Origin of the sequence: Mixta sp. Marseille-Q2659 (genome assembly GCF_940807255.1) — a bacterium.
Classification (GTDB): Bacteria; Pseudomonadota; Gammaproteobacteria; order Enterobacterales; family Enterobacteriaceae; genus Mixta.
Genome location: NZ_CALNWY010000024.1, coordinates 39,608 through 62,479, shown reverse-complemented (window position 1 = coordinate 62,479; position 22,872 = coordinate 39,608). Strand labels below are relative to the sequence as shown.

The 22,872-nt window shown below is 54.4% G+C and carries 23 protein-coding genes, 1 tRNA gene and 1 pseudogene; 13 read left to right on the top strand and 12 right to left on the bottom strand.

Translation table 11 applies throughout. The features are described 5' to 3' along the window. Positions 1 to 112, top strand: a 112-nt coding sequence (locus P3C52_RS15775; protein WP_001691633.1) for an IS1 family transposase, incomplete at its 5' end; no start/stop codon positions are given. A 14-nt stretch (positions 113 to 126) separates the two neighbouring features. Here P3C52_RS15775 and P3C52_RS15770 read toward each other — a convergent pair. After that, positions 127 to 771 (bottom strand): annotated as a pseudogene (locus P3C52_RS15770) (integrase arm-type DNA-binding domain-containing protein); the annotation flags it as partial. Positions 772 to 934: 163 nt separating this feature from the next. Next, a tRNA-Leu gene (locus P3C52_RS15765) sits at positions 935 to 1,019 on the bottom strand. A 238-nt stretch (positions 1,020 to 1,257) separates the two neighbouring features. On the opposite strand from P3C52_RS15765, the gene P3C52_RS15760 reads away from it, so the two are divergent. Next, complete coding sequence (locus P3C52_RS15760; protein WP_275555909.1) at positions 1,258 to 1,770, top strand: DUF2501 domain-containing protein; 513 nt, start codon at positions 1,258 to 1,260, stop codon at positions 1,768 to 1,770. A gap of 111 nt (positions 1,771 to 1,881) precedes the next feature. On the opposite strand, the gene P3C52_RS15755 is transcribed toward P3C52_RS15760, so the two are convergent. The 4 genes from P3C52_RS15755 to P3C52_RS15740 all read right to left on the bottom strand — a co-directional run bounded on the left by P3C52_RS15755 (position 1,882) and on the right by P3C52_RS15740 (position 3,162). Then, a complete protein-coding gene (locus tag P3C52_RS15755; RefSeq protein WP_343252025.1) occupies positions 1,882 to 2,205 on the bottom strand; it encodes a fimbrial protein in 324 nt (107 codons plus the stop codon). Positions 2,206 to 2,258: 53 nt separating this feature from the next. After that, positions 2,259 to 2,597 carry a hypothetical protein gene (locus P3C52_RS15750; RefSeq protein ID WP_275555907.1) on the bottom strand — a complete coding sequence of 113 codons (339 nt, stop codon included), beginning with the start codon at positions 2,595 to 2,597 and terminating at the stop codon, positions 2,259 to 2,261. Between the two features lie 3 nt (positions 2,598 to 2,600). Continuing rightward, complete coding sequence (locus P3C52_RS15745; RefSeq protein ID WP_275555906.1) at positions 2,601 to 2,810, bottom strand: hypothetical protein; 210 nt, start codon at positions 2,808 to 2,810, stop codon at positions 2,601 to 2,603. A 124-nt stretch (positions 2,811 to 2,934) separates the two neighbouring features. Continuing rightward, on the bottom strand, positions 2,935 to 3,162 hold the full coding sequence (locus P3C52_RS15740) for a FimD/PapC C-terminal domain-containing protein (protein ID WP_275555905.1): 228 nt from the start codon (positions 3,160 to 3,162) through the stop codon (positions 2,935 to 2,937). A 249-nt stretch (positions 3,163 to 3,411) separates the two neighbouring features. Between P3C52_RS15740 and P3C52_RS15735 the strand changes: the two genes are divergently transcribed. Beyond that, complete coding sequence (locus tag P3C52_RS15735) at positions 3,412 to 4,680, top strand: DUF445 domain-containing protein (protein WP_275555904.1); 1,269 nt, start codon at positions 3,412 to 3,414, stop codon at positions 4,678 to 4,680. Positions 4,681 to 4,700: 20 nt separating this feature from the next. Here P3C52_RS15735 and P3C52_RS15730 read toward each other — a convergent pair whose 3' ends face one another. Together P3C52_RS15730 and P3C52_RS15725 are read right to left on the bottom strand one after the other, a co-directional pair. Beyond that, on the bottom strand, positions 4,701 to 5,888 hold the full coding sequence (locus P3C52_RS15730; RefSeq protein WP_275555903.1) for a YsnF/AvaK domain-containing protein: 1,188 nt from the start codon (positions 5,886 to 5,888) through the stop codon (positions 4,701 to 4,703). A 30-nt stretch (positions 5,889 to 5,918) separates the two neighbouring features. Continuing rightward, positions 5,919 to 6,326, bottom strand: coding sequence for a DUF2382 domain-containing protein (locus tag P3C52_RS15725; RefSeq protein ID WP_275555902.1), 408 nt, complete (start codon positions 6,324 to 6,326; stop codon positions 5,919 to 5,921). 484 nt (positions 6,327 to 6,810) lie between these two features. Between P3C52_RS15725 and P3C52_RS15720 the strand changes: the two genes are divergently transcribed. Next, positions 6,811 to 7,508, top strand: a protein-coding gene (locus P3C52_RS15720) for an IS1 family transposase (RefSeq protein ID WP_094106546.1) whose coding sequence is annotated in 2 segments (ribosomal slippage) — positions 6,811 to 7,060 and positions 7,060 to 7,508 — 699 coding nt in all. Because the reading frame shifts where the segments join, the coding sequence is not laid out codon by codon here. A 314-nt stretch (positions 7,509 to 7,822) separates the two neighbouring features. On the opposite strand, the gene lptG is transcribed toward P3C52_RS15720, so the two are convergent. Together lptG and lptF are read right to left on the bottom strand one after the other, a co-directional pair. Continuing rightward, positions 7,823 to 8,899, bottom strand: a complete 1,077-nt coding sequence (lptG, locus tag P3C52_RS15715) for an LPS export ABC transporter permease LptG (protein ID WP_275555901.1) — start codon at positions 8,897 to 8,899, stop codon at positions 7,823 to 7,825. Next, a complete protein-coding gene (lptF, locus tag P3C52_RS15710) occupies positions 8,899 to 9,999 on the bottom strand; it encodes an LPS export ABC transporter permease LptF (protein ID WP_275555900.1) in 1,101 nt (366 codons plus the stop codon). The genes lptG and lptF overlap by 1 nt, the downstream gene beginning before the upstream one ends. A 253-nt stretch (positions 10,000 to 10,252) precedes the next feature. Here lptF and pepA point away from each other — a divergent pair, with 253 nt between their 5' ends. The 4 genes from pepA (at position 10,253) to P3C52_RS15690 (ending at position 15,928) form a co-directional block, all read left to right on the top strand. Continuing rightward, positions 10,253 to 11,761, top strand: a complete 1,509-nt coding sequence (pepA, locus tag P3C52_RS15705; protein WP_275555899.1) for a leucyl aminopeptidase — start codon at positions 10,253 to 10,255, stop codon at positions 11,759 to 11,761. A gap of 207 nt (positions 11,762 to 11,968) precedes the next feature. Next, positions 11,969 to 12,427 carry a DNA polymerase III subunit chi gene (locus tag P3C52_RS15700; RefSeq protein ID WP_275555898.1) on the top strand — a complete coding sequence of 153 codons (459 nt, stop codon included), beginning with the start codon at positions 11,969 to 11,971 and terminating at the stop codon, positions 12,425 to 12,427. A gap of 5 nt (positions 12,428 to 12,432) precedes the next feature. Next, a complete protein-coding gene (locus P3C52_RS15695) occupies positions 12,433 to 15,288 on the top strand; it encodes a valine--tRNA ligase (protein WP_275555897.1) in 2,856 nt (951 codons plus the stop codon). A 136-nt stretch (positions 15,289 to 15,424) separates the two neighbouring features. Beyond that, positions 15,425 to 15,928, top strand: a complete 504-nt coding sequence (locus tag P3C52_RS15690; protein ID WP_275555896.1) for a GNAT family N-acetyltransferase — start codon at positions 15,425 to 15,427, stop codon at positions 15,926 to 15,928. A 225-nt stretch (positions 15,929 to 16,153) separates the two neighbouring features. Here P3C52_RS15690 and miaE read toward each other — a convergent pair whose 3' ends face one another. Both miaE and rraB read right to left on the bottom strand, forming a co-directional pair. Continuing rightward, complete coding sequence (miaE, locus tag P3C52_RS15685; protein ID WP_275555895.1) at positions 16,154 to 16,924, bottom strand: tRNA isopentenyl-2-thiomethyl-A-37 hydroxylase MiaE; 771 nt, start codon at positions 16,922 to 16,924, stop codon at positions 16,154 to 16,156. Between the two features lie 67 nt (positions 16,925 to 16,991). Then, positions 16,992 to 17,411, bottom strand: coding sequence for a ribonuclease E inhibitor RraB (gene rraB / locus P3C52_RS15680; RefSeq protein ID WP_275555894.1), 420 nt, complete (start codon positions 17,409 to 17,411; stop codon positions 16,992 to 16,994). Between the two features lie 161 nt (positions 17,412 to 17,572). Here rraB and argF point away from each other — a divergent pair, with 161 nt between their 5' ends. The 5 genes from argF (at position 17,573) to treC (ending at position 22,870) form a co-directional block, all read left to right on the top strand. Further along, entirely contained in the window at positions 17,573 to 18,592 is a 1,020-nt protein-coding gene (gene argF, locus P3C52_RS15675) for an ornithine carbamoyltransferase (RefSeq protein ID WP_275555893.1), read from the top strand. 238 nt (positions 18,593 to 18,830) lie between these two features. After that, entirely contained in the window at positions 18,831 to 19,763 is a 933-nt protein-coding gene (gene pyrB / locus P3C52_RS15670; RefSeq protein ID WP_275555892.1) for an aspartate carbamoyltransferase, read from the top strand. Positions 19,764 to 19,774: 11 nt separating this feature from the next. After that, positions 19,775 to 20,236 carry an aspartate carbamoyltransferase regulatory subunit gene (gene pyrI / locus P3C52_RS15665; RefSeq protein WP_275555891.1) on the top strand — a complete coding sequence of 154 codons (462 nt, stop codon included), beginning with the start codon at positions 19,775 to 19,777 and terminating at the stop codon, positions 20,234 to 20,236. Between the two features lie 77 nt (positions 20,237 to 20,313). Beyond that, the gene (ridA, locus tag P3C52_RS15660; protein WP_275555890.1) at positions 20,314 to 20,700 is read left to right on the top strand and encodes a 2-iminobutanoate/2-iminopropanoate deaminase; all 387 of its coding nucleotides are present in this window, start codon (positions 20,314 to 20,316) and stop codon (positions 20,698 to 20,700) included. A 502-nt stretch (positions 20,701 to 21,202) separates the two neighbouring features. Further along, positions 21,203 to 22,870 (top strand): alpha,alpha-phosphotrehalase, encoded by a 1,668-nt coding sequence (gene treC, locus P3C52_RS15655; protein ID WP_275555889.1) that lies wholly within the window; start codon positions 21,203 to 21,205, stop codon positions 22,868 to 22,870. Positions 22,871 to 22,872 lie beyond the last annotated feature (2 nt).

The following is a 22,872-nucleotide window of genomic DNA, read 5'->3' as shown; positions in this document are numbered from 1 at the left end:
TCTGAGACAACATCTGGCAAGGCTGGGACGGAAGTCACTGTCGTTCTCAAAATCGGTGGAGCTGCATGACAAGGTCATCGGGCATTATCTGAACATAAAACACTATCAGTAAGTTGGAGTCATTACCAGAAATTCAGGGAAGCGGCTGGCAGGTAATGCCGGGTAATGCCGCGATTTGGTTGTTGATAACGCGCCAGCCATATCACTGGCCGGGTTTGAGTCAATGTAATCGTTCTGTACGGCATAACGCATAATGGCCGTAACGCGTTGTTGCAGGCGCTGCGCAACATCGTGCTTACCCGTGGCATCAACTTTTTTAATCGGAGCTAACAAATGACTGGTTTTGAGCTGGCGAATATCTGACGTGCCAATATGCGGAAAGATATAAAGCTCAAGATAACGGAGAACGCGTGAACGATGGTCTTCGCTCCAGCGCTTGTTACTGGCATGCCATTCGCGAGCGATGGTTTCAAAAGTATATGCCCCTGCGTTTTCAGTGTGAGCTTCCTTCTGTTCAGCTTTTGGGTCAATCCCCTGCCCTAACAGCTTTTTAGCTTCATCGCGCTTTGTTCTAGCCTGAGCCAGCGTAACAGTAGGCCAAACACCAAAAGCGAGGCGATCCTCTTTTTTGTCAGAGGGGCGTCTGTATTTCATGCGCCAGTATTTAGAACCTTTGGCCGAAACCTCAAGATACAAACCGCCGCCATCGGCCATTTTGTAGGTTTTGTCTTTTGGCTTTGCTGTCTCGACCTGTCTGGCGTTGAGCTTCATTTGGGGGCACATTTCTAATCGAAGTTAAGATGCCCCCAATTATGCCCCCAATAGCATCCGGATTTCAACGGACTACCTCGGACGACTCAGGACATAAAAACCGCTGCAAGCATTGATTTTAAAGGGTTTGGTGGACTTTCGCGGATGGTCTTGGAAGTACTAATGGTGCCGAAGGCCGGACTCGAACCGGCACGTATTTCTACGGTTGATTTTGAATCAACTGCGTCTACCGATTTCGCCACTCCGGCACGGAAGGGATGCGGAAAACGTTGAGGATTATACCCTTACCTGGCACCTGCGCAACCTCAATTGTCCGTGCTGTGCGCTAAGTGCCGAAAATTTCGCCGTCATATACAGACTATTCTCATTCCTCGCCTTTTGTCCCGCATGGCGCGCGCTGCCCGGAACTCTCAGGATATCGGGCAGTCCCAACTAGCTGATAGCAGGCGCGTCGTGGTTGATGCGCCGGATAAAAAGAGGTTGGCAATGAAAACAACATTACAGCGCCTGGCGCTGGCAACGGGCGTAATGTCTTTTATGGTGGCGGGAACGGCGCTGGCGGCGAGCTGGCAGGATCAGTTGAACAGTGCGGCAACGCAGCTGAGTCAGCAGAACAGCAGCAATACGCAGAGCGGTGCAATCGGTCAAAACGGGCTGTCGCTCTCTTCGCTCTCCAGCCTGCTGAACGGCGGCGATAAAGCGGTCAGCAGCACCAGCATGACTAACGCAGCGGGTATTATGGAATATTGCGTGAAGAATAACGTGATTAAAAATAATGCCACCAGCATTAAAGATCAGGTGTTGAGCAAGCTGGGGCTGGAAAGCACCACCGAGCAGGCACAGCAGACCGATTATCAGCAGGGGCTGATGGGATTGCTAAATACCGGCAGCGGTCAACAGCTTAACCTGAAAAGCCTGAGCAGTACGCCGATCGGCGAGAAGCTGAAAACCAAGGCGTGCGATGTGGTACTGAAGCAGGGCAAAAACTTTATTTCCTGAGGCTACGTCTCGTCTCCGCGTCCTGCTTACCGGCAGGGCGCACATGCCAGCCTTCTTTATCAGGCCAGCCGATAGAAATGCGCAACCAACCAACCAACCAACCCTGTCCCGCTAGTTCTGCATAATCGTAAAGGTAATCGCGCCGCGCGCCGCGCCGGGCGTGATGCTATTGCTCACTGCGGTATAGGTCGCGAGCAGCGGAATCGCTATCTCGCGCTCTCCGGCGCTGTGATAGCTTTGCGGCGTATCGAAGCGCAGCGGGCTGCCGTCGCGCTGTATAACCTTAATCGCCACGCCGCTGGCGGTACCCGGCACATTGTCGATAGGGACAATGCCCGGCTCCGTTGAAGGCGCGCTGCTGGCGGAAGAAAAAGAGACATTAACTGGCAGGTCACCCTGGCAAAGCAGCTCAACCTTAAATGCCGTGGGCGTCACGATGCTGCCAGGTCCGGTAAAGGCGCTGCGGTTCACACTGCCCAGTGGCACAATCAGATTGGGGATTTGGCATAACAGCTTTTGATATGCACGCTGCCGGAAATCACCTGCAGGCTCAGTATGTTCGTCGGATTCCCCTCATTATCGGGCAAGGTAAAACGCGCCACCTCACCGCCGGGGAAGCTGCCCGGCGTAATATCGCCGGTTCGGTAGAACAGCAGCTGAATATCCGCGCCCAGCAGAGGCGTGTTGGGTGCGGGCGTCAGCGTCATAGCTAGCGGCACAAAGCGATCGGAGTGCAGATAGTCCGATACCTTGACGCCTACGCCGGGAATGCCGGTGTTATAAACGTCGGGCAGTGCATCGCTCACGCCACTCCAGTTGCCGGTCATTACCTATTGCCAGCCGATGCTGCCGCTACAGCCCGCCACGTTAACCGTTTTAACGCCGATAACGCTGCCGGGCGGCAGGTTGGGCTCGACAAATAAATCCGGCAGCGCAATCCGCTGGGTTTTAGGTACGCTAATGTCGCAGCCTGCGGCCCTGACGTTATGAACCATACCGCTGGCGACGGCTATAAGTAGTGCGCCCGTAAGTGTCTTCATAGAACTCCTTCTCCCTGCGACGTTAGCGACACAGCGTCTTCAGCTGATTCATGGCGCAGTTCCCGTCATCCGGCAGGGTAAAATCGGCGCGACACCGGCTCGCCGCGCGATTGCCCCAGCTCACCTAAAGCGTGCCCTGCCGCGCCAGACCGCTCAGCCACACTTCACCGTTACTGCCGACAATGCTGCTGTAGTCGCCCGCCTCGTCTGCCAGCGTAACCGTAGCGCCAAAGGGAACCGGCAGGCCATTGCTGCGCGTCAGCGTGATTAATGTGTGCTGACCAACCCGACCGCTAAAGTCCGCCCGCACCAGCGCGCCGAAGCCGCCGAAGTTTTTGCCGACGCCCGCCACCAGCGACTGTGAAGTATTGGATGAAAAAACGGCGGCAGCTTCCTTTTCTGATCCTCGTCCTCCCCAAGCTCACAGATCATTATTAAGCAAAAGCGGCAGCATCAGCCTGCTTGTGCTGCTGTGGATTATGGTTATGGCGGCGTTATATGTTCTCTGGAACTCTTTTTAATCAGAAAAAACGGATGCAGCGTCCCGTACCGGACAGTAAAGGAACACGATTTTCTTAACGCGCTACGCTATGCTGGTAGCATGCAGAAAATAAACGAACTCAAACGAGCCAAGCGCCTGGCGCTTTCACTGCTGCTGATTGCCGCAGCCACTTTTATCTCGACGCTGTTTATGCCGCCCGCGCTGTGGGTTAGCGGCCTGAAAGCCGTGGCTGAAGCCGCTATGGTTGGGGCACTGGCCGACTGGTTTGCCGTAGTGGCGCTATTTCGTCGCGTGCCGGTGCCCTTTATCTCCCGCCATACGGCCATCATTCCCCGCAATAAAGATCGCATCGGTGAAAACCTGGGGCGCTTTGTGCAGGAAAAATTCCTCGGTACTGATTCGCTGCTGGCGCTGATTCGTCGGCACGATCCGGCACAGCTCATCGGTGGCTGGCTGAGCGCGCCCGATAATGCCCGGCGTCTGGGCCAGCATCTGCTGCAGCTGATGCGCGGCTTTCTTGATTTAACCGACGATGCGCGTATCCAAAGTTTGATTCGGCGCGCCGTGCATAAGGCGATCGATAAAGTCGATCTGACGCAGACCAGCGCCCTGCTGCTGGAAAGCCTGACGAAAAATAATCGCCATCAGGCGTTACTGGATGCCGCTATCGAGCAATTGCTGCGCCTGATTAACCGGGACAGCACGCGCGAATTTATTGCCATGCAGATTGTGCGCTGGCTGAAGCGTGAGCATCCGGTTAAGGCCAAAGTGCTGCCAACCGAATGGCTGGGCGAACACAGCGCCGATCTGGTTTCCAGCGCGGTTAATTCTTTGCTGGATGATGTCAGCCAGGATCAGGGACATGAGCTGCGAATGGGCTTTAATCGCGCGGTTGAGAAACTGATTACGCGGCTGAAGGAAGATCCAGAGATGGCGCAACGCGCCGAAACCATCAAAGGCTATCTGAAAGAAGACGAGGCGCTGAATCGCTATATTGGCGAACTGTGGGGCGATCTGCGTAACTGGCTGAAAGCCGATCTCTCCTCACAGGATTCGCGCGTACAGCAACGCGTAACGGAAGCCGGTTTATGGTTAGGCGAAACGCTAATGAATGATGACGCGTTACGCGCCTCGCTGAATCAGCATATGGAACAGGCAGCGCGCACTATCGCGCCCGAATTTGCTGCGTTTCTTACGCGTCATATCAGCGATACGGTGAAAAGTTGGGATGCACGTGAAATGTCACAACAAATTGAGTTGAATATCGGCAAGGATTTGCAGTTTATTCGCATTAACGGAACGCTGGTGGGTGGTTGTATTGGACTGCTGCTGTGGTTGATAACGCAGCTGCCCGCGCTGTGGCAATAGCGCAGCGCGGGCGGAGGGGATTACTTCTTCAGACCGGACAGGCGATCTTTTTCAAGATCGGTTGTACCGGTCAGGCCATCTTTCTCAAGGCCGGTTGTGCCGGTTGTGCCGGTTGTGCCGGTTGTGCCGGTTGTGCCGGTTGTGCCGGTCAGGCTATCTTTCTCAAGGCCGGTCGTTCCCGCAAGGCGATCTTTTTCCAGGCCGGTGGCGCCAGTTTGCTCCACTTCCACTTCCTGACGACGCACGGTATCTTTCACCGTTTCCACACGCTCTGAGGTTTCGTTACGTACGCCAACCTCTTCTTTGATGCGGGCGGTTTTGCTCACCGTCGGCACTTCATGAGACTCTTCTACTTCAATGGTTTTTTCAGACCAGTCAACGTCGCTCAGGTAAGCTGGCTCGTCAACGGCGGTGCGGAACACATCTGCGTGCTGTTCAAACAGCGAGACATCTTCAGCCACTTCATCTTCAACGGTATAACGACGCAGGCGAACCACGCCATCGCTGACCTGACGTTTACCGATCGCTACTTCTTCTTCCGCCAGCTTCAGCGCTTCGCGGTTGTCGCTGCCGGTCACGGCTGCGCCGGTGCCAGCAAAGCCAGTTGCCGCGCTGCCTGTTGCGCCAGTCACGCTGGAGCCGGTTACGCCGGTGGTGTTAGTGCCGGTTACGCCCGTGGTGCCAGCGTCGTTAATCAGATCGCCCGCCGCCGTTTTGCCTGCGGTGGTTTTTTTGTCATCCAGGGTGCCCGGCACGCCTGACGTCGGATCGGTATTACCGTTACCGGTTACACCCGCTGCGCCAGCGGCAAAGCCTGCTGATGTGGTGCGTCCAGAGAGATCGTCGGTTTCGCCCAGGAATTCACGATTGGTGCCAGCACGATTATAAGAAGCGGAATAATCAGATGAATATTGATCCAGCAGCGCTTCGATGCGGTCTGCATCGTCTTTCGGCGCGCGAACCGTCAGCAATACGCCGCCGCCCTGAATCGCTTTGTTATATTCTGTCGCGTAATCATCATCAACGTCATCGCCAAACAGGCGCTGCCAGAAGCTCGGATGACGGATTTCTTTACCTTCTACGCGTAATCTTTCACCTGAAATAATATCAATATGATTTTCCGCGATACCTTCGGCAATCAGTTTCTCTTTAGCCACTTCCGCCTGCTGTAGCTGATTAAAAGCAGTAACGATTTTTTCATGTGCCATATAATAGTCTCCTCGTGCTTAGGTTTACGGTTAAGTATCTTCCTTGTTGATCTCTATCTCCTGGCTACGCAATGTTACTTTTTGCTGAAACTGTTCGGATTTCTTCAGCTTATGAATATGTAGCTCTTCCTTTAATACATGGCGCCGAATAATTTCTACCTGCTCTTCAATTACCGGCACAATTAACACATCGCCTTCCTGACGAACCTGGGGGAAATATCCTTCCTCAATCGGCTCATTCTTTTCAACGTGTGTTATCTCTACTTCTTCATGCCAAAGCTCTGTTTCCAGCAGCTTTTCTGTTGTCGTCGTAGAGCGATTAATACGGATACGGCGGTCAACAACCCGTGTGGTGCTTACCTCCGCCTGCTCTTCTGCCAACGGAATGGCTTCATGCTGTTCCGCCTGTTGCTGTTGCGGCGCGATTTTCTTTTCCATTAATGCTCCTCCAAATATAGCGCCGTGTCAGAGTTTGCCTGAGTTATCTGGTTGTTTACCGATAACTTACCGTAATAGTTATAAAGCATAGACCAAACGGTGATTTATGAAATTATCGGCCTGCGCAAATTGTTAAGAAATATAAATTCTGCTGACAGTGAACCATTAAATGGCCCTGATAATGGCGGTTTCGGTTAACATAAAATTAACTTTACCCCCTTAATTTATTTGGCGATTGATTTGCGAGAAAAATAAGTCGCTAGAAATAATGAGAATTTACTAAGCCTAACGGCAGAACGACATTTTCTGGCGTTCTTTACAATTGCAGGTTCAGAGCCGTCATTCTGTTCAGCAATTAATAAAACAAGAATATTCTCAATAAAGTCGCCTTGCAAAAAACCATTATTAGAATATGCAAATGCGTTTTTTGGTAATGCTGCCAACTTACTGATTTAGTGTATGATGGTGATTTTAAGGTGCTTGCGTGGCTTCCATTTCCATCAGATGTCCTTCCTGCTCCGCTACTGAAGGCGTGGTGCGTAACGGCAAAAGCACTGCCGGACATCAGCGCTATCTCTGCTCTCATTGCCGTAAAACATGGCAACTACAGTTCACTTACACCGCCTCTCAGCCCGGTACGCACCAGAAAATCATTGATATGGCCATGAATGGCGTCGGATGTCGCGCCAGTGCACGCATTATGGGCGTTGGCCTCAACACGGTTTTACGTCACTTAAAAAACTCAGGCCGCAGTCGGTAACCTCGCGCATACAACCGGGCAGTGATGTGATTGTCTGCGCTGAAATGGACGAACAGTGGGGCTACGTCGGTGCTAAATCACGTCAGCGCTGGCTGTTTTACGCGTATGACAGGATACGGAGGACGGTTGTGGCGCACGTCTTCGGTGAACGCACTCTGGCCACACTGGAGCGTCTTCTGAGCCTGCTGTCGGCCTTTGAGGTCGTGGTATGGATGACGGATGGCTGGCCGCTGTACGAATCACGCCTGAAGGGAAAGCTGCACGTTATCAGCAAGCGTTACACTCAGCGCATTGAGCGACATAACCTGAATCTGAGACAACATCTGGCAAGGCTGGGACGGAAGTCACTGTCGTTCTCAAAATCGGTGGAGCTGCATGACAAGGTCATCGGGCATTATCTGAACATAAAACACTATCAGTAAGTTGGAGTCATTACCCGTTTTTTAATAATGGAATTAAAACTCTTTAATAAAAACAAAGCGTCATAAATAACGCGCAATAACGAGCAGGACGCATAGCCCTAAGTAAAAGGTGAATACGCATGGCAAAAACAGGAAACAGGAAGCAGGAAGCAGGAAGCAGGAAGCAGGAAGCAGGAAGCAGGAAGCAGGAAGCAGGAAGCAGGAAGCAGGAAGCAGGAAGCAGGAAGCAGGAAGCAGGAAGCAGGAAGTTTATCGGTGACAGGCAGCAGAGCAAGAGGAAAATCGGTGCGGCAGCACGCTGCCGCACCTGCGGTCTAACTCCGCTTCAACAGCATCCAGACGCTGATCGCGAAGAAGGCGGCGCTGGGCAATACCGCACCAAGAATCGGCGGTAAACCATACACCAGACTAAGCGGGCCAAAAATCTGATCCAACACGTAGAACAGGAAACCAAAGCTGATGCCGGTCACCACACGCACGCCCATCGATACGCTACGCAGCGGACCAAAGATAAAGGAGAGCGCCATCAGCATCATCACCGCCACCGACAGCGGCTGGAAAATCTTGCTCCACATATTGAGCTGATAACGTCCAGACTCCTGGCCGCTCTGCTTCAGGTATTTTGAGTAGTTGTACAAGCCGCGAATCGACAGCGCATTAGGATCGAGCGCCACCACGCCCAGCTTGTCCGGCGTCAGCGTAGTTTTCCATTCGCCGTTAAGACTCTGCTTGCCGGTAATCTGCTTCGCATCGCTTAAGTTGGATTCATCGACCTGGCCAAGATTCCAGCGGCGCTTTTCATTATCCCAGGTTGCCGTGGCCGCATAGCGCACGCTCTGTAACCGCCGCTGGTCGTTGAAGTTGTAAATACTGACGCCATCCAGCTGACTGTTTTCCTTAATGCGCTCAATATAGATAAAGCTATTACCATCCTTGGCCCACAGGCCGGACTGCGTGGAGAGCAGCGAGCCGCCAAGCAGCTGCTGGGCGCGGAAATTACGCGCCATCTGCTCGCCCTGCGGCGCGACAAATTCACCGATCGCCATGGTCAACAGCACCAGCGGGATCGCCGTTTTCATCACCGACAGCGCAATCTGCAAACGTGTAAAGCCGGAAGCCTGCATCACCACCAGCTCGCTGCGCTGCGCCAGCATCCCCAGCCCAAGCAGCGCGCCCAACAGCGCCGCCATCGGAAAGAAGGTCTCGATATCTTTTGGCACGCTAAGCAGCATGTAATAACAGGCATCAAGCGCGCTATAGCTGCCCTGCCCGGTTTTACGCAGCTGATCGACAAACTTAATAATGCCGGAAAGAGAAACCAGCATAAAAAGCGTCATCATAATGGTGTTAAAGATGGTTTTACCGATATAACGGTCGAGTACGCCAAACATCAGACTGAACCTCCACGCGTAAAGCGAGCGCGCAGACGCCGCATCGGCACCGTATCCCACAGGTTCAACAGAACGGCCAGCGCCAGATAGCTCAGGTTAACCGCCCACATCCAGACGGCAGGATCGAGCCGCCCTTTGCTGGCGTGTGATTTCAGCGAACTTTGTAACAGGAAGAAAATCAGATAGAGCAACATAGCTGGCAGCATTGACAGCACGCGCCCCTGACGTGGATTCACCACACTCAGCGGCACCACCATCAGCGCCATCACCAGTACGGAAAAGACCAGCGTCAAACGCCAGTGCAGCTCAGAGCGGAACTCCGGCGATGTGTTGCCGAACAGATCTTTAAACTCCGCCTGTTCGGCATCGTTCGGATCGAGCGTGGCCGCTTTATAACCGATAATCGCCTTATAATTGGTGAAATCGGTAATGCGGAAATCGCGCAGCATGGCGGTTCCCTCAAAGCGGGTGCCTTTATCCAGCGTGACAATCTGCGAGCCGTCAGGACGCTGTTCCATATGGCCGCTGTCCGCCAACACCACCGACGGGCGCGCATTGCCTTTCGGACGCATCTGCGCAAGGAAAACGTTGCCGAACTGATTGCCCTTCACATCTTCAATAAAGAGAACGCTGTTGCCGTCGTTGGACTGACGGAATTGGCCGGCAGCCAGGGCGGCGGTGCCCGGGTTCGCTTTGGCGTTTTGCGTCACTTCGCTTTGATAGCGCGACGACCATGGGCCGAGCCAGACGACGTTAACCGCCGCCGCCAGCGAGGTCAGCAGCATCAGGAACATCGCCGCCTTTACCAGCACCGCCTTGCTTAAACCGCAGGCGTGCATCACGGTAATTTCACTTTCGGTGTAGAGCCGTCCCAGCGTCATCAAAATGGCCAGGAACAGACTGAGCGGCAGTATAAGCTGTGCCATTTCCGGCACGCCGAGCCCTAAGAGGGTGAGAACTAAGTTTGTCGGGATCTCGCCATCAACGGCAGCGCCCAGGATCCTGACGAGCTTCTGACAGAAGAAGATCAGCAGCAGGATAAAGAGTATTGCCAGCTGGCTTTTAAGCGTTTCCCGAACCAAATATCTAATGATAATCACGCTTCGTATGCCTGTGAAAACTTGTCTTTTTGCTGGAAAATCGATAGTTTCATCGCTTATTCGCCATTTTTCATCATCAATGGCCCTTGTCATAGATTAATTGTATGACACAAGCGTTCGGGTGACGTCAAAAATAAAAATGTCACTGAAACACAAACTGACGTCCTTTTTATCGGATACGTCGTACGCAACGGCGTAAGCGGCCCATTCTAGCCGCAGCTCGCGCTGTTGTCTTTAAGATTCAGGAGAGTGCATGGAGTTCAGTGTAAAAAGCGGTAGCCCGGAGAAACAGCGTAGCGCCTGTATCGTTGTGGGCGTATTTGAGCCGCGCCGTCTGTCGCCAATTGCCGAACAGCTGGATAAAATCAGCGACGGCTACATCAGCGCCCTGCTGCGCCGCGGCGAGCTGGAAGGTAAAGTCGGTCAAACGCTGCTGCTGCATCATGTGCCGAATATTCTGTCCGAGCGAATTCTGCTTATTGGCTGCGGCAAAGAGCGCGAACTGGACGAGCGTCAGTATAAGCAGGTGATTCAGAAAACCATTAATACTCTGAATGATACCGGCTCCATGGAAGCGGTCTGCTTCCTGACTGAACTGCATGTCAAAGGACGCAATACGTACTGGAAAGTGCGTCAGGCGGTCGAAACCGCCAAAGAGACGCTTTACAGCTTCGACCAACTAAAGAGCAATAAAGTTGAGCCGCGTCGTCCGCTGCGCAAAATGGTGTTCAACGTGCCGACGCGCCGCGAGCTGACCAGCGGCGAACGGGCGATTCAGCACGGACTGGCTATCGCCGCCGGTATTAAAGCGGCAAAAGATCTCGGCAATATGCCACCAAACATTTGTAACGCCGCTTACCTGGCTTCGCAGGCGCGCCAGCTGGCGGACGCCTGGAGCAATATCACCACGCGCGTTATCGGCGAACAGCAGATGAAAGAGCTGGGCATGAACGCTTATTTAGCGGTCGGCCAGGGTTCGCAGAATGAATCGCTGATGTCGGTAATTGAATATAAAGGTAGCCCTGACCCGGAAAGCAAACCGATTGTACTGGTAGGCAAAGGGCTGACTTTCGACTCCGGCGGCATCTCTATCAAGCCAGCCGAAGGCATGGATGAGATGAAATATGATATGTGCGGCGCCGCTTCGGTCTACGGCGTGATGCGCATGGTGGCGGAACTCAACCTGCCGCTGAACGTAGTTGGCGTGCTGGCTGGCTGTGAAAACATGCCGGGCGGCCGCGCTTTCCGTCCGGGCGACGTGCTGACCACCATGTCCGGCCAGACGGTGGAAGTGCTGAACACCGATGCGGAAGGCCGTCTGGTACTGTGCGACGCGCTGACCTACGTTGAGCGTTTTGATCCGGATGTGGTGATTGACGTCGCGACGCTGACCGGCGCCTGCGTGATTGCGCTGGGCCATCATATCAGCGGCCTGCTGTCGAACCACAACCCGCTGGCTCACGAGCTGATCGGCGCTTCCGAGCAGGCGGGCGACCGCGCCTGGCGTCTGCCGATGGCCGATGAGTATCAGGAGCAGCTGGAATCCAACTTCGCTGATATGGCGAATATCGGCGGACGTCCGGGCGGCGCCATTACCGCCGCCTGCTTCCTGGCGCGCTTTGCCCGTAAATATAACTGGGCGCACCTGGATATCGCCGGCACCGCCTGGCGTTCAGGCAAGGCAAAAGGCGCAACCGGTCGTCCTGTTGCCCTGCTGTCGCAGTTCCTGCTGAATCGCGCCGGAATGAACGGCGACGACTAAGCTTACGGAAACGCTGCCGCTGGCTGTACAGCGGCAGCAAAACCGGGCCGCAGGCCGCAGCGTAAAGCACGCGCCTTCAGGGATCGATTTACCGTCTTCTTTACGCGTTAAGCGTCACTTCTGCGCATGGATGAACCGCCCGGTCATTATTAACCGAACTTATTACGCACCGTCTGGCCCAGCGCCAGACGTCGACAGGCATAGATCATGAAAAAGGCCACCTTCTATCTTCTGGAAACCGATGCGCAATCGGAAGGCCTGAGCGCCGTAGAGGCGCTGGTGTGCGATTTAGCAGAAATGCGCTGGCGCGACGGCAAACGCGTTCTGATCGCCTGTGAAGATGAACAGCAGGCTATTCGCCTGGATGAAGCGCTCTGGCAGCGTCCGGCCAACGCTTTCGTGCCGCATAATCTGGCCGGTGAAGGCCCGAAATATGGCGCACCGGTAGAGCTGGCCTGGCCGCAGCGTCGCGGCAATGCGCCGCGTGATTTGCTGATCAGTCTGCTGCCGCAGTTTGCAGATTTTGCCACCGCTTTCCATGAAGTGATAGACTTCGTCCCTTACGAAGAATCTTTGAAACAGCAGGCGCGTGAACGCTATAAAGCCTATCGCAGCGTCGGCTTCCACTTGAATACGGCAACCCCGCCACAGCCGCAAACGACATAGCAGAAATGGAAAAGACATATAATCCGCAAGAGATCGAACAGCCGCTTTACGAGCATTGGGAAAAGCAGGGCTACTTCAAACCGAATGGCGATACCAGCCAGGAAAGCTTCTGCATCATGATCCCGCCGCCGAACGTCACCGGTAGCTTGCATATGGGTCACGCCTTTCAGCAAACCATCATGGATACTATGGTGCGTTATCAGCGCATGCAGGGGAAAAATACCCTGTGGCAGGTCGGTACCGACCACGCCGGTATCGCGACCCAGATGGTGGTTGAGCGTAAAATTGCCGCTGAAGAGGGCAAATCGCGTCAGGATTACGGTCGCGATGCGTTTATCGATAAAGTGTGGCAGTGGAAAGCGGAATCCGGCGGTACCATTACCAATCAGATGCGCCGTCTCGGCAACTCCGTAGACTGGGAACGCGAACGTTTCACCATGGATGAAGGTCTCTCCAATGCGGTGCGTGAAGTGTTTGTCCGCCTGCATAAAGAGAACCTGATCTATCGCGGCAAACGCCTGGTTAACTGGGATCCGAAGCTGCGCACCGCGATCTCCGATCTGGAAGTGGAAAACCGTGAAACCAAAGGTTCCATGTGGCATATCCGCTATCCGCTGGCTGACGGCGCAAAAACCGCTGACGGCAAAGATTATCTGGTGGTCGCCACTACTCGCCCGGAAACCCTGCTGGGCGATACCGGCGTGGCGGTTAACCCGGAAGATCCGCGTTATAAAGATCTGATCGGCAAGTTTGTTGTGCTGCCGCTGGTGAATCGCCGTATTCCCATCGTGGGCGATGAACATGCCGATATGGAAAAAGGCACTGGCTGCGTGAAAATCACCCCGGCGCACGATTTCAACGACTACGAAGTTGGCCGCCGTCACCAGCTGCCGATGATCAACATCCTTACCTTCGACGGCGATATTCGTGAATCTGCGCAGGTTTACGATACCAATGGCGAAGAGTCTGACGTTTACGATACCGCCCTGCCGGAAGCCTTCCGCAAGCTGGAGCGTTTCGCCGCACGTAAGGCGATCGTGGCCGCCGTGGATGAGCTGGGCCTGCTGGAAGAGGTAAAAGCCCACGATCTGACCGTGCCTTATGGCGATCGCGGCGGCGTAGTGATCGAGCCGATGCTGACCGATCAGTGGTACGTGCGCACCGCCCCGCTGGCGAAAGTCGCGGTTGAAGCGGTAGAAAACGGCGACATCCAGTTCGTACCGAAACAGTACGAAAACATGTATTTCTCCTGGATGCGCGATATTCAGGACTGGTGTATTTCCCGTCAGCTGTGGTGGGGCCACCGTATTCCGGCCTGGTACGATGCTGAAGGCAATGTTTACGTCGGCCGCAGCGAAGAAGAAGTGCGTGCGGAAAACCAGCTTGATGACAGCATTGCGCTGCGTCAGGACGACGACGTGCTGGATACCTGGTTCTCCTCCGGCCTCTGGACTTTCTCTACCCTTGGCTGGCCGGAAAATACCGAAGCGCTGCGCACCTTCCATCCCACCAGTGTGCTGGTGAGCGGCTTCGATATTATCTTCTTCTGGATTGCGCGCATGATCATGCTGACCATGCACTTCATAAAAGATGAAAACGGCAAACCGCAGGTGCCGTTCAAAACCGTTTATATGACCGGTCTGATTCGTGATGAAGAAGGCCAGAAGATGTCGAAATCGAAAGGTAACGTCATCGATCCGCTGGATATGGTAGACGGCATCTCTCTCGAGGCGCTGCTGGAAAAACGCACCGGCAATATGATGCAGCCGCAGCTGGCGGAAAAAATCCGTAAGCGCACCGAGAAGCAGTTCCCGAACGGCATCGAGCCGGCTGGCACCGATGCGCTACGCTTTACGTTGGCGGCGCTGGCCTCTACCGGCCGCGACATCAACTGGGATATGAAGCGCCTGGAAGGCTACCGCAACTTCTGTAATAAGCTGTGGAACGCCAGCCGCTTTGTGCTGATGAACACCGAAGAGAAAGATTGCGGACAGAACGGCGGCGAAATGGTGCTATCGCTGGCCGATCGCTGGATCCTTGCGGAGTTCAACAACACGGTGAAAGCCTATCGTGAAGCGCTGGACAGCTATCGCTTCGATATTGCCGCCAATATTCTGTATGAGTTCACCTGGAACCAGTTCTGCGACTGGTATCTGGAGCTGACCAAGCCAGTTATGCACAACGGCTCGGAAGCGGAGCTGCGCGGTACGCGCCATACGCTGGTCAACGTGCTGGAAGCGCTGCTGCGCCTGGCGCACCCGATCATTCCGTTTATCACGGAAACCATCTGGCAACGTGTGAAAGCGCTGAAAAATATCAGCGACGACACCATTATGCTGCAGCCTTTCCCGTCTTACGACGCAGCGCAGGTGGACGAGGCGGCACTGGCCGATACCGAATGGCTGAAGCAGGCGATTGTGGCCGTGCGTAATATCCGTGCTGAGATGAATATCTCTCCGGGTAAACTGCTGGAACTGCTGCTGCGCGGCGCCAGCGCCGATGCGCAACGTCGCGTCACTGACAACCGCACCTTCCTGGCGGCGATGGCGCGCCTGAGCGACATCACGGTGCTGCCGCAGGGCGATAAAGGCCCGCTCTCCGTCACCAAGCTGGTGGACGGCGCGGAGCTGTTAATCCCGATGGCGGGCCTGGTCGATAAGGAAGCGGAGCTGGATCGCCTGGCGAAAGAGCTGGCGAAGCTGGAAGCCGAGATGGAAAAAATCCACGCTCGCCTCTCCAACGAATCCTTTGTTGCCCGCGCACCGGAAGCGGTAGTGGCGAAAGAGCGCGATCGCATGACAGAGCTGGAACAGGGCAAAGCCAAGCTGATCGAACAGCAAGGCGTGATTGCGGCGCTGTAATCCGTCAGAGCGTTAAAAACAACCGTGGCGGGGCAACCTGTCCACGGTTTTTTTATGGGCCTGCCCGCTGCGATTGCATCGACAGATAAGCAGTGCTATTACATTCCTTTTGATTTTCTTTACCTGAGCCAGGCCTATGACTATCGCGACAGAAACTTCACTTTGCGTTCGCCCTATTAGCGCGGCGGATAACCCGCATATTGCGCAGGTGATCCGTACCGTATCGGCAGAATTCGGTCTGACCGCTGATAAAGGCTATACCGTTTCCGACCCGAATCTGGATCGTCTGTTTGAACTCTACAGCGAGGCGAACAGCGCTTACTGGGTGATTGAGCTGGATGGCCATATCGTTGGCGGCGGTGGTATTGCGCCGCTGCAGTGCAGCGAGCCGGACATATGTGAACTGCAAAAGATGTATTTTCTGCCGCAGCTGCGCGGACGCGGTATGGCGCATCGGCTGGCGCTACAGGCACTCGATTTCGCACGCGAGCGTGGTTTTAAGCGCTGTTACCTGGAAACTACCGCCAGCCTGACGCAGGCGATTCGGTTGTATGAAAAGCTCGGTTTTCAGCATATCGACGGCCCCATGGGCTGCACCGGCCACGTCGATTGCGAAGTACGGATGTTAAAGGCGCTGTAAGCGCCTTTTTTACATCTGCTGTTAACCGATTTGTTAATGATGAAGTCCGGTTTTTGCGTGAAATAACAGCCATGGATGCAATTATAAATTAAGGGATTTTATAGTATCGAACAGCGGCGCTGGTCATCTTTACTGCGCTTTGCCTGCCTCGCCCGTTTTAAAAATCGCTACAGCAATGACAGTACAATTGGGTGTAGCGCCTGAACGTTGGTCATTGCAGACAAACTACGCCATCCGCCAGGCCGGAACGCCGCTGTGAAAGCGCAGTTCGTTATCCGGTTCCTGTATCAGATGCGCTTCCGCCTCGCCGATCTGCCGCACCCGTCCGGCAATATCAAACGGTGCAATGCGTGCCGCCAGCGCCAGATAATCCTGATAGTGGCGCGCTTCAGAGCGCAGCAGCGACTGATAAAATTTTGTCAGTTCCTCATCCAGATATGGCGCCAGACTGGCAAAGCGCTCGCAGGAGCGCGCCTCGATATAGGCGCCACAAATCAGCTTATCCACCAGCGTCTCCGGCTCGTGAGTAATGACTTCACGCATTAAGCCTTTCGCATAGCGGCTGGCGGTAATCTTCTTATAGGCGATACCGCGCGCCTGCATAATTTCCCATACCTGATAGAAATGGTGCAGCTCTTCCTTAATCAGCAGCATCATTTTATCCAGCAGCTCGTCGCCCCAGGGCACGTCGTTACGGGCAATAATGCGCTTCGACAGATTTTTATGGGCTTCAATAAAGCCGCTGTCGTGATCTTCACGATGCACAAAGGCTTCATACGGTTGCAGCCAGACCAGGATCGCCTCGCCGCTCGGCTTATCGGCCACATATTTACGAATCAGCCAGGTGGCCGTCTGCGCCGCTTTAAGTTCACAAACCAGGTGGTCGGTAAGTAATAAAGGAAGGTTTTCCGCTTTGCGCGCCTCATCGATCCACGCCTGGGGCGTACGGCAATGAAGAAACTGGTGAATAGGAGCAAGGAGATCGGCGTAATTCATACTATCGCTATGGTTAAAAGGCGCGCCGGATAAGCGGCACGCCGGATCGGGTTAACGCGGCAGGTGATTAGTGACGGATGCCGTTATCATCGTCATCCACATAGTCGCCCTCTTCATCTTCGTCTTCCGCATCCGGGTCTTCGAAGTAGGTGCCCCAGCCGTCGTAATCAACATTATGCTTACCGGCCAGCTTCACCAGCTGTTCAACCTGCGCATCGATCAGCTCAGGGTTCAGCGCCAGTTCACTGAGGATATCAACGCACATAACGGTGGTGCCGTCTTCCAGCTCCAGCTCTTCCGGTTCGGTGACTTCATAACCGAGTTTAAAGGCATCGACCGCCGCCTTTTCCAGCGCATCAAAGCTGTCGCAGGAAAGGTGATGTTCAATGGTGTAGAGCGCGTCAGGATCGCTGCCATCTTCCAGCAGCTCTTCGATGATCGCTCGCGTCTCTTCGCGCTGCTCTTCCAGCAATTCTTCATATGCCATGATGGGTTCCTCTCTGTTTGGCAGACAATCTGATTATTTTCCCACACTGCTCTCCGCGCCACTACACAAAAGCAAAAGTTTATTGCGGCCAGGGTTGAAAATGAATATTCATACGGTTAGATTGAATTTTAATTCACTTATTATCGTTCAAGGAGTGCTGCATGAGTCACTTTTATCAACGTCATTTCCTCAGGCTGCTCGATTTTACCCCCGCCGAAATTAACGCCCTGCTGGCGCTTGCCGCTGAATTAAAAATCGCGAAGAAAAATGGTGAAGAAGTCCCGCACCTGCAGGGAAAAAATATCGCGCTCATCTTCGAAAAAGAGTCGACCCGTACCCGATGCTCTTTCGAAGTTGCCGCGTTTGATCAGGGCGCGCGCGTCACTTACCTCGGCCCCAGCGGCAGCCAGATTGGCCATAAAGAATCGATTAAAGATACCGCGCGCGTGCTGGGCCGCATGTATGACGGCATCCAGTATCGTGGCCACGGCCAGCAAATTGTTGATACCCTGGCCGAGTATGCCGGCGTGCCGGTGTGGAACGGCCTGACCGATGAGTTTCACCCTACTCAGCTGCTGGCAGATTTATTGACGATGCAGGAACATCTGCCGGAGAAATCACTGCGCCAGATGAAACTGGCCTATGTAGGCGATGCGCGAAATAACATGGGCAACAGCCTGATGGAGGCCGCGGCATTGATGGGCCTCCATCTGCGGCTGGTGGCGCCTAAAAGTTGCTGGCCGGAAGCGCATCTGGTTAACGAATGCCGGGAAGTGGCAAAGCACAACGGCGGCAATATCCTGCTTACCGAAGAGATTGCAGAGGGCGTTAACCAGGCGGATTTCATCTATACCGACGTCTGGGTTTCGATGGGCGAAGCGAAAGAGCGCTGGCAGGAGCGCATTTCTCTGCTGCGCGATTATCAGGTGAATATGGCGATGCTGCAGCTGACCGGCAACGCCAACGTCAAATTCCTGCACTGTCTGCCCGCTCTGCATGACGATCAAACCACGCTTGGCAAACAGATGGCGGAGCAATACGATCTGCACGGCGGCATGGAAGTGACCAACGAGGTGTTCGAATCGGAACACAGCATCGTTTTCGATCAGGCGGAAAACCGGCTGCACACCATTAAAGCGGTGATGGTCGCCACGCTGGCGAAACCGGGGAAATTAGCGTAACGCAAACGGTTAACCGGTCTGTTTTTTTACTTGAAGCCGAAAGCCGGATGCGTATAATTCCCGACAATTTGCCGGGAGGACATATGCCGCTGAGCCGTAAAATAAACATCGCTCAACCACGCCTGAATGCAGGCGGCGCGCTCGTTTCCTTCCGTCAGCGACCCGATCGTAAAAAAGCCCCTCATTGCAGGGGCTTTTTTTTCGTCCGAAATCCGGCACGCCTGAAGGAGAGCGACGCATGAACCCGCTGTATCACAAGCATATTATTTCGATTAACGATCTCAGCCGTGAGGAGCTGGAGCTGGTGCTGCATGCCGCCGCCAGCCTGAAGGCGAACCCGCAGCCGGAGCTGTTGAAACATAAGGTGATTGCCAGCTGCTTCTTTGAAGCCTCTACGCGCACGCGTCTCTCGTTTGAAACGGCGATACAGCGTCTGGGCGCATCGGTGGTCGGCTTTTCGGACAGCAGCAACACTTCGCTGGGCAAAAAGGGCGAGACGCTGGCCGATACCATTTCCGTTATCAGCACCTATGTTGATGCGATTGTTATGCGTCATCCGCAGGAAGGCGCAGCGCGTCTGGCCACCGAGTTTTCCGGCAACATTCCGGTACTGAACGCAGGCGATGGCGCCAACCAGCATCCCACGCAGACGCTGCTCGACCTGTTTACCATTCAAGAAACGCAAAGCCGCCTGAACAACCTGAACGTGGCGATGGTTGGCGATCTGAAATATGGCCGCACCGTGCATTCCCTGACGCAGGCGCTGGCGAAGTTTGACGGTAACCGCTTCTTCTTTATTGCGCCTGAGGCGCTGGCGATGCCGTCCTATATTACCGATATGCTCGATGAGAAAGGCATTGCCTGGAGCCGCCACGCCAGCATCGAAGAGGTAATGCCGCAGGTCGATATTCTTTATATGACGCGCGTGCAGAAAGAACGCCTCGATCCGTCGGAATACGCCAACGTGAAGGCGCAGTTTGTGCTGCGCGCCGCCGATTTACAGGGCGCGCGCGACAATATGAAAGTGCTGCACCCGCTGCCGCGCGTGGATGAGATCGCCACCGACGTCGATAGAACGCCCTACGCCTGGTATTTCCAGCAGGCCGGCAACGGCATTTATGCGCGCCAGGCGCTTCTGGCATTAGTGCTTAACAGCGATCCGGTTCTGTAAGGAGAAAAGGTATGACGCAGGATAAATTACAGGTTGAAGCCATTAAACGCGGTACGGTCATCGATCATATTCCGGCGCAGATCGGCTTTAAGCTTTTAACGCTGTTCCGCCTGACGGAAACCGATCAGCGCATTACTATCGGGCTTAACCTGCCCTCCGGCGCGCTGGGCCGCAAAGATCTGATTAAAATCGAAAACACCTTCCTGACCGACGATCAGATCAACCAGCTGGCGGTTTACGCGCCGCACGCCACGGTAAACCGTATTGATGAGTATGAAGTGGTCGCCAAAATCGAGCCGACGCTGCCGGAACGCATTGAACGCGTGCTGACCTGCCCGAACGGCAACTGTATCAGCCGCACCGAGCCGGTCTTCTCCAGTTTTAGCGTCAGAAAGCGCGCCGAGACGGTGCAACTGAAGTGTAAATATTGCGAGAAAGAGTTTGCGCATCACGTGGTGCTGGCAAACTGGTAATCACTTTTCGTCTCCCTATAATGGGGACGGTGCGGCGGACAGGCTGTCCGCCCAAAACTTTTATTCAGGAGAAGAAAATGTCACGCGAAATCAGCACGGAAAAAGCCCCTGCCGCTATCGGCCCGTACGTTCAGGGCGTGGACCTGGGCAGCATGATTATCACTTCTGGCCAGATTCCGGTCGATCCGAAAACCGGCGCGGTTGCTGATGATATCGCCGCGCAGGCGCGTCAGTCGCTGGAAAACGTGCAGGCCATCGTCGAAGCGGCCGGCCTGAAGGTGAGCGATATTGTGAAAACCACGGTGTTCGTTAAAGACCTGAATGACTTCGCCACCGTCAACGCCACTTACGAAGCCTTCTTCAGCGAACATAATGCCCCTTTCCCGGCGCGTTCCTGCGTCGAAGTGGCGCGTCTGCCTAAAGATGTGAAGATTGAGATCGAAGCGATCGCCGTACGTCGCTAATCGTTCTGGCAGCAAAAAGCCGCGCCCGCAGGCGCGGCTTTTTTATCTACTTCTGCGGTCAATCCCTGACTCGACGTTATCAATCCGCACATCCGCGCACGCTGCACTTCCGCTCTTTCTTTTGTGCGCATATGCGCCGCTTCGCTCCACTGCTACACTTTTACCCATTGCAACGCGCCGCACGACGAGCAGATCGCTTAATTTCATCGTTTAACGACAGGATGCGCTGGATGACCGAAAGTCGGCGACAGAAAATTTTTGCAACATCCCTGTAGAGAGTTTTACCTGGCCGACCAAAGCGGCCTGAAAGGACGCTACTTTTTGAAGCGACAGCCTTTTTTCGCCGTTAACGAATAGCAAAAAACGCTTTTTCAGTGGATTCCGCTGCCTCTGGCGTGTCGTAATCGCAAGGAGTAGCTAACCTTACTGAGTGTGAAAAAGAACTGTTTTTTCGATAAAACGGGCGGAGGCTTTCGCCCCGATAAGCAATCAGGATTGAGCAATGAATAAAACTCCACCATGGTGGCAGAACGGCGTCATTTATCAAATCTATCCCAAAAGCTTTCAGGATACGACCGGTAGTGGCACAGGCGACCTGGCCGGTGTGATTCAGCGTCTGGACTACCTGAAACTGTTGGGCGTCGATGCGATCTGGCTGACCCCTTTTTATATTTCACCGCAGGTCGATAACGGCTACGACGTGGCGAACTATACCGCCATCGATCCCGCCTACGGCACGATGAGCGATTTCGACCATTTGGTTGAGCAGGCGCATAAACGCGGGCTGCGCGTGATTCTCGATATGGTGTTTAACCACTCTTCCACACAGCACCATTGGTTTCATGAGTCGCAGGATCCACAAAGCGACTACCGGGATTACTACATCTGGCGTGACGGCACGCCGACCGATCCGCCGAACAACTGGAAATCAAAGTTTGGCGGTTCCGCCTGGCGCTGGCACCCGGAAAGTAATCAGTATTACATGCACCTGTGGGCGCCGGAACAGGCTGACCTGAACTGGGAAAACGATAACGTCCGCGCTGAGCTAAAGCAGATCGTCAACTTCTGGGCCGATCGTGGTATCGACGGCCTGCGCCTGGATGTGGTGAACCTGGTTTCCAAACATCAGGATTTTCCCGACGATCCCGACGGCGACGGGCTGCGTCTTTATACCGACGGCCCGCGCATCCATGAATATATGCGCGAAATGAGCCGCGACGTTTTCCGCCCACGCGAACTGGTCACCGTCGGTGAAATGTCTTCCGCCACGCTGGAGCATTGTCAGCAGTACGGTTCGCTGACGGGTGAGGAGCTGTCGATGGTCTTCAGCTTTGACCATGTTGAAGTTGATTTCTGGAACGGACAGAAGTGGACACTGGCGCCACTGGATCTGGTGGCGCAAAAGAAAATTTTTACCCACTGGCAACAGGGTATGCACAACCGCGCCTGGAACGCCCTGTTCTGGTGTAACCACGATCAGCCGCGCGTGGTTTCGCGCTGGGGCGATGATGGCGAATATCGCATACAGTCGGCCAAAATGCTGGCGATGGTGCTGCATGGTATGCAGGGAACGCCCTATATATTTCAGGGCGAAGAGTTGGGTATGACCAACCCCGGCTTTACCCGCATCATCGATTATCGTGATATTGAAAGCCACAATATGTATGCCGAACTGCGCACCCAGGGCCGCGACAGCGAAAACCTGCTGGCGATTCTGGCCAGCAAATCGCGCGATAACGGCCGCACGCCGATGCAGTGGGACGCCAGCGAAAACGCCGGCTTCACCAGCGGAACGCCGTGGATCGGCATGAGTAAAAATTATGAAACCATCAACGCGGAAGCGGCGGTTGCCGATCCTAACTCGATTTTTTACGCTTACCAGCGGCTGATCCAGCTGCGTAAGCAGTATCTGATCCTGACGTGGGGCGACTATCTCGATCTGCTACCGGAGCATCCTTATTTATGGTGCTACCGCCGTCAGTATGAGGGCGAAACGCTGGTGGTGATGGCGAACTTCAGCCGTGAAGCGCAGACGTGGCATCCTGAGGAACCTTTTGGCGAGAGCTGGGAGGTGCTGATGAGCAACTACCCGGATGCCAAACCGGAGCCTGGCGAAATGATGCTGCGTCCGTGGGAAGCGGTCTGGTGGTATCAGAAGAAAAATCACTGAGT